This is a genomic window from Geodermatophilus sabuli (assembly GCF_010686765.1).
GTDB lineage: Bacteria > Actinomycetota > Actinomycetes > Mycobacteriales > Geodermatophilaceae > Geodermatophilus > Geodermatophilus sabuli_A.
Window position 1 is genome coordinate 17,302 of record NZ_JAAGWF010000030.1, and the last position, 8,919, is coordinate 26,220.

General features: G+C 76.3%; 12 protein-coding genes. 7 read left to right on the forward strand and 5 right to left on the reverse strand.

All coding sequences use genetic code 11. The annotated features are described in order from the left end of the window. The first annotated feature begins 30 nt into the window (after positions 1-30). The 3 genes from GCU56_RS21870 to GCU56_RS21880 are packed head-to-tail and all read left to right on the forward strand — an operon-like array spanning position 31 to position 2,812. A complete protein-coding gene (locus GCU56_RS21870) occupies positions 31-1,242 on the forward strand; it encodes an FAD-dependent oxidoreductase (RefSeq protein ID WP_163484277.1) in 1,212 nt (403 codons plus the stop codon). A 35-nt stretch (positions 1,243-1,277) separates the two neighbouring features. Further along, positions 1,278-2,000 (forward strand): ABC transporter ATP-binding protein, encoded by a 723-nt coding sequence (locus GCU56_RS21875; RefSeq protein ID WP_163484279.1) that lies wholly within the window; start codon positions 1,278-1,280, stop codon positions 1,998-2,000. Next, positions 1,997-2,812, forward strand: a complete 816-nt coding sequence (locus GCU56_RS21880) for an ABC transporter permease (RefSeq protein ID WP_163484281.1) — start codon at positions 1,997-1,999, stop codon at positions 2,810-2,812. The genes GCU56_RS21875 and GCU56_RS21880 overlap by 4 nt, the downstream gene beginning before the upstream one ends. A 22-nt stretch (positions 2,813-2,834) precedes the next feature. On the opposite strand, the gene GCU56_RS21885 is transcribed toward GCU56_RS21880, so the two are convergent. Beyond that, positions 2,835-3,389 (reverse strand): type II toxin-antitoxin system PemK/MazF family toxin, encoded by a 555-nt coding sequence (locus GCU56_RS21885; RefSeq protein WP_239522717.1) that lies wholly within the window; start codon positions 3,387-3,389, stop codon positions 2,835-2,837. Between the two features lie 191 nt (positions 3,390-3,580). On the opposite strand from GCU56_RS21885, the gene GCU56_RS21890 reads away from it, so the two are divergent. Next, positions 3,581-3,730, forward strand: a complete 150-nt coding sequence (locus GCU56_RS21890; protein WP_163484283.1) for a hypothetical protein — start codon at positions 3,581-3,583, stop codon at positions 3,728-3,730. A gap of 31 nt (positions 3,731-3,761) precedes the next feature. Here GCU56_RS21890 and GCU56_RS21895 read toward each other — a convergent pair whose 3' ends face one another. Continuing rightward, positions 3,762-4,349 carry an MSMEG_1061 family FMN-dependent PPOX-type flavoprotein gene (locus tag GCU56_RS21895; protein ID WP_163484285.1) on the reverse strand — a complete coding sequence of 196 codons (588 nt, stop codon included), beginning with the start codon at positions 4,347-4,349 and terminating at the stop codon, positions 3,762-3,764. 34 nt (positions 4,350-4,383) lie between these two features. Between GCU56_RS21895 and GCU56_RS21900 the strand changes: the two genes are divergently transcribed. Then, positions 4,384-4,770, forward strand: a complete 387-nt coding sequence (locus GCU56_RS21900; RefSeq protein ID WP_163484287.1) for a hotdog domain-containing protein — start codon at positions 4,384-4,386, stop codon at positions 4,768-4,770. 20 nt (positions 4,771-4,790) lie between these two features. On the opposite strand, the gene GCU56_RS21905 is transcribed toward GCU56_RS21900, so the two are convergent. The 3 genes from GCU56_RS21905 to yczR form a co-directional block, all read right to left on the reverse strand. After that, positions 4,791-5,435, reverse strand: a complete 645-nt coding sequence (locus GCU56_RS21905; RefSeq protein WP_163484288.1) for a 1-acyl-sn-glycerol-3-phosphate acyltransferase — start codon at positions 5,433-5,435, stop codon at positions 4,791-4,793. Between the two features lie 109 nt (positions 5,436-5,544). Continuing rightward, a complete protein-coding gene (locus GCU56_RS24895) occupies positions 5,545-6,375 on the reverse strand; it encodes an ANTAR domain-containing protein (RefSeq protein WP_163484291.1) in 831 nt (276 codons plus the stop codon). A 121-nt stretch (positions 6,376-6,496) separates the two neighbouring features. Beyond that, positions 6,497-7,948: a MocR-like transcription factor YczR gene (yczR, locus tag GCU56_RS21915; protein ID WP_163484293.1), complete on the reverse strand. Its 1,452-nt coding sequence runs from the start codon at positions 7,946-7,948 to the stop codon at positions 6,497-6,499. Positions 7,949-8,009: 61 nt separating this feature from the next. On the opposite strand from yczR, the gene GCU56_RS21920 reads away from it, so the two are divergent. Both GCU56_RS21920 and def read left to right on the forward strand, forming a co-directional pair. Continuing rightward, positions 8,010-8,273, forward strand: coding sequence for a hypothetical protein (locus GCU56_RS21920; RefSeq protein ID WP_163484295.1), 264 nt, complete (start codon positions 8,010-8,012; stop codon positions 8,271-8,273). Positions 8,274-8,346: 73 nt separating this feature from the next. Beyond that, positions 8,347-8,904 carry a peptide deformylase gene (gene def, locus GCU56_RS21925; RefSeq protein WP_163484297.1) on the forward strand — a complete coding sequence of 186 codons (558 nt, stop codon included), beginning with the start codon at positions 8,347-8,349 and terminating at the stop codon, positions 8,902-8,904. The last annotated feature ends 15 nt before the right edge of the window (positions 8,905-8,919 follow it).

Below are 8,919 nucleotides of genomic sequence, written 5' to 3' on the forward strand. Positions count from 1 at the left end.
CGATCTCCGGCCCCGCGGTGTCTGCTCGGCATGAGCAGAGACGAACTGGTGGTGGTGGGCGGGGGCCTGGCCGGGCTGGTCGCTGCGGTGACGGCGGCCGAGGCGGGCGCGGACGTGCGGCTCGTGGAGAGCCACTCCCGGCTGGGCGGACGGGCGCGCTCGACGCCGGCGCCCTTCGTGGCCAACGAGGGACCGCACGTCTTCTACGGGGACGGTGCGGCGTGGTCGTGGCTCCGCCGCCGGGGACTGGCGGACCCGTACCGGCGGCTGCCGCCGGCGGCCGCCGCCGGGATCCGCTTCCGGCGGGGCGGGCGGGTGCGCGCCACCCCACCGCCGGGCCTGGTGCGGCTGCTGCCCCGGCGGCGCCGGACCGCGCCGGTCGAGCAGGACTTCCGCAGCTGGGTGGCCGGCACGCACGGGGACGAGGTGGCGGCGGCGGCCTCCTCGTTCGCCGGTGTGGCGACGTTCACGGCCGACCCCGGACGGCTCTCGGCGGCCTTCGTGTGGGAGCGGCTGCTGCGGGTGACCAACCCGGCCGGGGGTCCGCGCTACGTCGTCGGCGGCTGGGGGGCGCTGGTCGACCGGCTCGAGGCGCGTGCCCGCGGTCTCGGCGTCGTCATCGAGACCGGGAGCCACGTCGCCACCCTGCCCGACCGGCCGACCGTCGTCGCCACCTCGCTGCCGGCCGCCCGTGCGCTGCTCGGCCGGCCGCTGGCGACCCCGGCCGTCTCGGGCGCCACCCTGCTGCTCGACGTCGCCGTCCCGCGGCGGCGCGGTGACCTCTTCGTCGTCTCCGACATCGACGAAGCGGGCTGGGTGGAGGCGTTCTCCCGGGTCGACCCGAGCCTCGCCCCGGCGGGGAGCGACCTGGTCCAGGCCCAGCGACCGCTGCGGGAGGGGGAGGACCGGGCGGCGGCCTCCCGGGCCCTGGCGGAGCTGGTGGACGGCGCGGTGCCCGGCTGGCAGGAGCGGACGACGTGGTGCCGCTCCGCCGTGGCGCGCGGCCGGACCGGCGCGCTCGACCTGCCCGGCTCCACGTGGCGGGACCGGCCGGCCGTGGACCAGGGCGACGACGTCTTCCTGGCCGGCGACGAGGTGGCCGCACCCGGGCTGCTGTCCGAGGTCTCGGTCACCAGCGCCGTCACGGCGGCCTCGGCGGCGGTCACGCGGCTGGGCGTTCGGCACTCCGCGGTGGACGGGGTCCCGCGTCGGGGGCTGGTGGCGCCCCGGCGGTTGGGCTAGCGTCTATTCATCGGCTGTTGAATTGGGGAGGGGACATGGACGCCGCTGTCACCGTCACCGATCTGGTCATCGACCGCGGGCGCCGCCGCGTGCTGGACGGCTTGTCGTGCGCGGTGCCCCGCGGGGAGGTGACCGGCCTCCTCGGCCCCAGTGGCAGCGGCAAGACGACGCTGCTGCGCGCGATCGTCGGCGTCCAGCGGACCCGATCGGGGCAGGTCACCGTCCTCGGGTGCCCGGCCGGCGCTCCGCCGCTGCGCACGCGGGTCGGCTACGTCACCCAGGCCCCCAGCGTCTACGCGGACCTGACCGTGCGGGAGAACGCCCGGTTCTTCGCCGCCCTGTACGGCCGCGGTGCACGAGAGGCCGACACCGCGATCGCCGACGTCGGGTTGGCCGACGCCGCCGGACAACTGGTCGCCGACCTCTCCGGCGGCCAGATGAGCCGGGCGTCCCTGGCCTGCGCGCTGGTCGGCCGGCCGGAGCTGCTGGTCCTGGACGAGCCGACGGTCGGGCTGGACCCGGTGCTGCGGGCCGAGCTGTGGGACCGGTTCCACGCCCTCGCCGCCGAGGGGACCACCCTGATCGTGTCCAGCCACGTGATGGACGAGGCCGGCCGCTGCGACCGGCTGCTGCTGCTGCGCGAGGGTGCCCTGCTCGCGGACTCGACGCCGACCGAACTGCGCGCACGGACCGGCACCGACGACCTCGACGAGGCGTTCCTGACCCTCGTCCGCTCCCAGCCGGGGGTGGCGGCATGACCACGGCGACCCGCACCACCGACACCGGCCGGACCGTCGGCCCCCGGGCGCGGACCACCGGCGTCCGGCTCACGGCGGCCGTCACCGGCCGCGTCCTGCGACAGCTGCGTCACGACCCCCGCACGATCGCGATGATGGTCGTGCTGCCGAGCATCCTGCTGGGGCTGCTGTACCTGCTCTGGAAGGACCTCCCGACCCTCCCGGGGCAGCCCAGCACCTTCGACCGCGTCGGCCTGACCATGCTCGGCGTCTTCCCGTTCGTGGTGATGTTCCTGGTCACCAGCATCGCGATGCTGCGGGAGCGCACGACGGGCACGCTCGAACGACTGCTCACCACCCCGCTCGCAAGGCTGGACCTGCTGCTCGGCTACGGCCTCGCCTTCGGGCTGGCGGCGGCGGTCCAGGCGGTGGTGACGGTGGCCGTCGCGACGACGTTCTACGACCTGGACGTCGCCGGATCGCTCTGGCTGGTCGTGGTCATCGCGGTCGTGGACGCCGTCCTCGGGGTCGCCCTGGGGTTGCTGGCCAGCGCCTTCGCCCGCAGCGAGTTCCAGGCGGTGCAGTTCATGCCGGTGGTCGTGCTGCCGCAGTTCTTCCTCTGCGGCCTGCTCGTGCCCCGGGAGCAGATGGCCGGCTGGCTGCAGGCGATCAGCGACGTCCTGCCGCTGACCTACGCGGTCGAGGCGCTGCAGGAGGTCGGCCGGTCGGCGGCCGGGACGGGCACCCTGTGGCGGGACGTCGGAGTCGTCGCCGCGGTCGCCCTGCTCGCCCTCGCCCTGGGCGCGGCGACCCTGCGCAGGCGCAGCGGCTGACCCCACCCGGTGAGGCGCGGCCTCAGCCGCCGTGCAGCTCCCGCACGGCGGCGACCACCTCGTCGAACCGGCGCCGGTCGAGGGCGGCCCCCTCGCGGCGGGCCGCCCCGGGTGGGAGCAGGAGGAGGCGGTCCAGGCGCACCTCGCTGGAGCGCCCGCGGGAGTCCCAGCCGCCGCGGCCCACGTCCATCCAGCTGCGACCGTGCCGGGCCTCGTCGGCGGCGTCCCGGTCGTGGTCCTGGCTGGACAGCATCAGCCCGACCAGCTCACCCCCGCGCCGGCCGACGACCAGCAGGGGCCGGTCCTTGCCCCGGCCGTCGCCCTCGTCGAACGGGACCCAGGCCCACACGACCTCGCCCGGGTCGGGCCGGCCGTCCTCCCGCGGGCGGTGCTCGAGGTCGGTCCCGGCCAGGCCGCCCGTCAGGTCCCGGACGCCTCCGCCGGCCGTGGGGGGCGGAGCCGGCGCGCGGCGGGCGGTGCCGCCGTCCGGGACCGCACGGCGGCCAGCCGCCGTGCGGGGGCCGGGCGGCACGAGGGCGCGCAGCAGCCGGGTGAGCCGTCGACCGAGACCTGTCATGCCGGCACCGTACGGATCAGTCCCGCGTGTCACTTGTGACACAACGGCACCAAATGGTCACGGGGATGGTTCGACGTGCCGATGTCAGGGCACCATGTCGGCACGGGGCAGGTCAGGGGGCCTCCCGGGAGAGGGTGGCTGTGATGACCTCGGCCGAGCCAGTGCCGCCTGCAGCACCACGGGGACGCGAGGTGAAGGCCAGCGTGCTCGCCGCCTTCCAGCTCGTGGAAGACGCCCGGTACCGCGGCAACGACCGCCGCAGCAGGCAGGACCGCCGGCGCGCACTGGCCGAGCGGACGGTCGCCAACCGCAAGCTCGCCCGCGACCTGCCCGCCAGCTGACCCCCGATCGGCCGCCGCGGCGGCCGGTTCCTCAGAGTTCGAGCCGCAACCCCGCGCGCAGCTGCTCCTCCTCCGGGATGGACGCGTCGCGGCAGTGCTCGCGCAGCACCTGGGAGAACGGCGGGAACTGCGAGCGCTCGACGCGCCGGTCGGGGTCCCACAGACCCGAGCGCATCACCGACTTCGAGCACTGGAAGTAGGCCCGCTCGACCTGCAGCAGCAGCACCGACCGGGGCGCCTTGCCGAACTCGGTGAGGTCCAGGTCGAGCTCGTCGGGTCCGTGCAGCGTCGTCGTCCCGTACACCCGCAGCGTCTCGTCGATCCCGGGCACGAAGAACATCAGCGCCGCGCGGGGGTTGGCCGCCAGGTTGCGCAGGCTGTCGACCCGGTTGTTGCCCGGCCGGTCCGGCAGCGCAAGCCGGTGCACGTCGAGGACCCGCACGAAGCCCGGGTCGCCGCCACGGGGCGAGGTGTCCGGCCAGCCCTCGGGCGAGGCGGTGGCGAGGGTGGCGAACGGGGACAGCGCGATGAAGGCCGCGCAGTACCCGTCGATCCGGTCGATGACCTTGTCGAGCACCAGCTTCGAGGGGTCGCGGTAGCTGTCCAGCACGGCGTCCATGGGCTGACGGTAACCCGGGCTACGGTCGTCCCCCGTGCCCGCCCAGTGGAGTTCCCCGGTCCGGTACGTCGAGTGCGACCAGCAGGGGCTGGTCTTCAACGCGCACTACCTCACCTGGGCCGACGAGGCGTCGACCGTCTGGTGGGCCGCCCACGGGCTGCCCTGGGACGAGTTGGTCGCCCGGGGGGTCGAGCCGGTCGTGAAGGCCAGCGCGCTGGAGTGGTCCTCCCCGGCCCGCTGGGGGGACACGGTGACGGTGGACGCCGAGACCGACCGGGTGGGGACGACGAGCGCCACGGTCCGGTTCACCGTCCGGGTGGGGACGCGGACCTGCTGCGTCGTCCGCAGCACGTACGTCGCCACCGCCGCGGGACGCCCGACCCCCTGGCCGGACGACGTCCGGACCCTGCTCGCCGGCTGACCTGCCGATCGGCAGCGCGCTCACCAGCCGGCCTTCTCCTGCCCGGACAGCTCGGCGATGGCCGACATGATCCGGTCGGTCACCTCGCGGCGCGCGCGGCCGTTCCCGGCGCCGCCGCGGTGCTCGGGGAAGGTCAGCGGCGTCCCGAAGACGACCGAGACCTTGTGCGGGCGGGGCCAGTTCGACCCCACCGGCTGCACCCGGTCGGTGCCGGTCACGGCGACGGGCACGACCGGGCAGTCGGCGGTCAGCGCCAGCCACGCCACCCCGGTCTTCCCGCGGGCCAGCCGGCCGTCGCGGGAGCGGGTGCCCTCGGGGTAGATGCCGAAGCCACCACCCTCCCGCAGCACGCCGAGGGCGGTGTCGAGCGCGGCCTGGGCCGCCCGGTGCGTCCCGCGCTCCACGGGCAGCGCGCCGAGCGCGGTGAACAGGGTGCGGGTCAGCCAGCCGCCGACCCCGGTCCCGGTGAAGTACTCCGCCTTGGCGAGGTAGCCGACCCGGCGGGGCGCCGAGAGGGGGATGACCATGCTGTCGATGAACGACAGGTGGTTGCTGGCGATGATGAACGCGCCGGTCGCCGGCACGTTCTCCCGCCCGGTCACGTGGGTGCGCAGCGCGAGGCGGAACAGCGGGCGCAGCAGGAACCGGACGACGAGGTAGATCACGCCGCGCTTCCCCTCTCGGGTGGGGGACGCCGGCGGCCGCCGACGACAGCGGCATCCTCCCCTGCGGCGGGGAACCGGCCGCGCAGGGGCGGGGCGCGCCCCCGCGGGGTCAGGTCCGGATCGGTCCGGGCGGGCAGACGTCCCGAACCAGCGCGCGGACGTCGGCGGGCAGTGGGGTCCGCCCGGTCGCGGACTGGGCGATGGCGACGGCCACGTCGCGGACCTTGCGGTGCGAGTTGCTCGAGATGTGCGCCAGCAGGTCGAAGGCCACCTGCTCGCTGCAGCTGGTGAGCAGCATGAGGATGCCCTTGGCCTGCTCGATGGCCGCGCGGCTGCTCATCGCGGTGCGCAACTGGGCGATCTCGGTCTCCAGCGCGTGCACCCGCTCGCCGTCCCCGGGCGCCGCTGCGGCGGACGGGGTCGGCTGCGGCGGGTCGAACGCCGGGGACTCCGGTGCGGGCACCTCGACGAGCAGGCCTTCCAGCGCGGTGGCCGAACCGACCGCGTCGACCACCGGTTCCCCCACGAGGACGGCGCTGCGCTCGCCGCCGCGCCGGCTGGACAGCCGCACCGTCAGCGCGAACGGCCGGCCCTGGGTGCAGGCGGCGGTGACGGCCTCCAGCAGCCGCGGGCGGTCGTCCGGGTGCAGCGCCCGGAGCAGCAGGTCCACGCAGGGGTGGGCGGCGGTGCGGGGCAGGCCGAGCACCACGGTCATCTCCGGCGTCCACGACCAGGCGCCGGTGCGCCGGTCGAACCGGTAGCGGCCGGCGACTCGCCGGGCGACCGGGACGGGCCGTGCTGCCGGCGGGCCCGGTCGGGCGGGCTCGCGGACGGGAAGGACGGGGGACGACGTCGCGGTCATCTCGACTCCGAGGGGTGGCTCCGGTGCGCCGCCCAGCCGCGTGTTCGACGAGGACGGGATGCCGGTGGGGGTGACCACCGGTCGCTCCGCTGCCCCCGGACCGTACGTCGTCCGCTGCCCGCGTGCACGCCCAGTCCCGGTGCGGTCGCGCGGTCCGTCGTGTCGCCACGGGCCGTCCGCTGCCGCACCCCGGGGGCGGTCAGACGACCGTGGCCGGGCGGACGAGCGGGTGCTGCGCGGGCGGCCGGCTGCCCAGCTCGGTGTCGACCCGGGCGAGCAGGGCCACCGCCTCCCGCAGCCGGGCCGGCGGGAGGGTGAAGGGCAGCCGCAGGTGGTCGTCGAAGGCGTGCCCCGTGCCGAAAGCGCGGCCCTCGGCGAGCAGCAGGCCGAGGGGCGCGGCGGCGGCGCTGAGCGCGGCCGAGCTGCTGCCGGCCGGCAGCCGGCACCACAGCGACAGTCCACCGCCGGGCCGGGACGCCGACCAGTCCGGCAGCGCCCGCGCCACCTCGCCGAGCAGGACGTCCCGGCGTTCCCTCAGCGCGCGTCGCCGCTGGTCGAGGATGCCGTCCAGGTCGCGCAGCAGGATGGCGGCGGCCAGCTGGTCGAGGACCCCGACCGACAGCTGCCGGCGGCCCAGGGCGGCGCCGAGCTGGGCGGCCAGCGCGGCGTCCGTCCGCAGCCAGCCGATCCGCAGCCCGCCCCAGACCGCCTTGGACAGCCCGCCCACGGTGACCGTCGCCGCGTCGGGCAGCCCGGCGGCGAACGGGGGCAGCGGCCCGTCGTCCAGGTACAGCTCCGCGGTGACCTCGTCGACCAGCGCCAGCACGCCGTGCTGCCACAGGGTGGCCGACAACCGTCGCCGTCCGGCCGCCGTCAAGCGCGCGCCGGAGGGGTTGGAGAAGTCGGGCATGAGGAAGGCCAGCCGCGGGCTGCTCTGCCGGGCGACCAGCTGGGCGGCTCCGACCAGCGCGTCGGGGTCGGCCGCGTCGACCGGCGCCGGGACGCAGCGGCCGCCCGCGGCGCCGACCATCCCGATCGCGCCCGGATAGGTGGGGTGCTCCACGAGGACCCGGTCGCCGGGCTGCAGGAGGGTCTCGACCGCGACGGCGGTGGCGTCACCGGTGCCGGCGGTGACCACCACCTGGTCGGGGTCGGTGGGCAGGCCGCGCGTGGTGAACCGGTCGGCGATCGCGCGGCGGAGCTCGGGGAGCCCGCCAGGGGCGTAGCCGTGGCCCGCGGTGAGGCCGGGGAGCGCGGCCAGCGCCTCCTGGTAGGCGGTGAGCACCTCCGGCACCGCCTCGGGCGCGGCGTGCGCGAGGTCGAGCACGGCGGGGTCGGTGCTCGGCGCCCGCCACCCGGTGCCGGTCTCGGGCAGCTCGGTGACCGTGCCGGACCCGTGCCGGGTGACGGCGAAGCCCTGCTCGCGCAGCAGCCGGTAGGCCGAGGCGACGGTGACCCGGCTGGCGCCCAGCTCGGCGGCCAGCTCCCGCTCGGCCGGCAGCCGGGTGCCGCTGGGCAGGGCGCCCGTGGCGACGAGCTCGCGCACGCGGCGGGCCAGCCCCGCGTACCGCGGACCGGGCACCGCCTCGACCGGGCCGACCATCGTGGCCAGTTCACGTGCCGAAGTGGACTGGTCTGCTCGTGGTGGCATGCAGGCCACCATGCCGCAGTGGACTCACATCGTCCAGTCCACTCGATGCCACGCTCTTCCCATGACCTCAGGTGGTGTCGTCACGTTGCTCGTGCTGCTGGGACTGGTCGCCCTCTCGGTGACCACCCTCGTCGTCGCCGTCCGCGGCGGCCGCGGACCGGCTGACCCGCCGGCCAGTCACCTCCGGACCGATCTGGCCGGCTTCCCCGTCCCGCCCGCGCCCCGGGGAGCCCTGCACCGCCGTCCGCGGCAGCCGCGGGTGCCGGCGGCGCGCTCGTCGGTGCGACTGCTCCGGGCCGCACGGCGCACGTCGCCCGCGCGCTGACCGGTCCGGGTGAGGGCGTCGCGGCGTCCCTCGCCCGGACGTCGCGGCGCGGCCGTCCCTAGGATCGGCGGACATGCGTCTGCCCGGCCGTTACCCCGGCACTGCTCGGCCGATCGTCACCTACGGCAGCGATCCGGTGCTGCACCGGCCGTGCGCGCCGGTCACCGAGTTCGGCCGGGACCTGCGCCGGCTGGTCCTCGACATGTTCGCCTCCATGGAGGCCGCCGACGGCGTCGGCCTGGCCGCCAACCAGATCGGCGTCGACGCGCGGGTGTTCGTCATCGACTGCCCCGACGCCGAGGGGGAGGACGTCGTCGGCTACGTGGTCAACCCGGTGCTGACCCTGCCGGACCCGCGCGAGGGCGAGCCGGCCGAGGAGGTCACCGACGAGGGCTGCCTGTCGGTGCCCGGGCCCTACGCGGAGCTGGCCCGCGCCTTCCGTGCCCGGGTGGACGGCGTCGACCTGGCCGGTGACCCCGTCTCGATCGAGGCGACCGGGATGGCGGCGCGCTGCCTGCAGCACGAGGTCGACCACCTCGAGGGGACCGTCTACGTCGACCGGCTCGACGCCGGGACGCGGACGCGGCTGCTGGCGGAGGCGGCCGGTCCGGCCGGTGAGCTGCCCGCGTGAGGCTGCCGCGGGCGC

What these genes read in the sequence shown, in the direction of transcription:
- GCU56_RS21920 (WP_163484295.1), top strand. Translation starts at nt 8,010, where the DNA reads ATGACCTCAGGTGGTGTCGTCACGTTGCTCGTGCTGCTGGGACTGGTC.
- GCU56_RS21895 (WP_163484285.1), bottom strand. Translation starts at nt 4,349, where the DNA reads ATGGACGCCGTGCTGGACAGCTACCGCGACCCCTCGAAGCTGGTGCTC.
- GCU56_RS21885 (WP_239522717.1), bottom strand. Translation starts at nt 3,389, where the DNA reads ATGACAGGTCTCGGTCGACGGCTCACCCGGCTGCTGCGCGCCCTCGTG.
- GCU56_RS21875 (WP_163484279.1), top strand. Translation starts at nt 1,278, where the DNA reads ATGGACGCCGCTGTCACCGTCACCGATCTGGTCATCGACCGCGGGCGC.
- GCU56_RS21880 (WP_163484281.1), top strand. Translation starts at nt 1,997, where the DNA reads ATGACCACGGCGACCCGCACCACCGACACCGGCCGGACCGTCGGCCCC.
- GCU56_RS21870 (WP_163484277.1), top strand. Translation starts at nt 31, where the DNA reads ATGAGCAGAGACGAACTGGTGGTGGTGGGCGGGGGCCTGGCCGGGCTG.
- def (WP_163484297.1), top strand. Translation starts at nt 8,347, where the DNA reads ATGCGTCTGCCCGGCCGTTACCCCGGCACTGCTCGGCCGATCGTCACC.
- yczR (WP_163484293.1), bottom strand. Translation starts at nt 7,948, where the DNA reads ATGCCACCACGAGCAGACCAGTCCACTTCGGCACGTGAACTGGCCACG.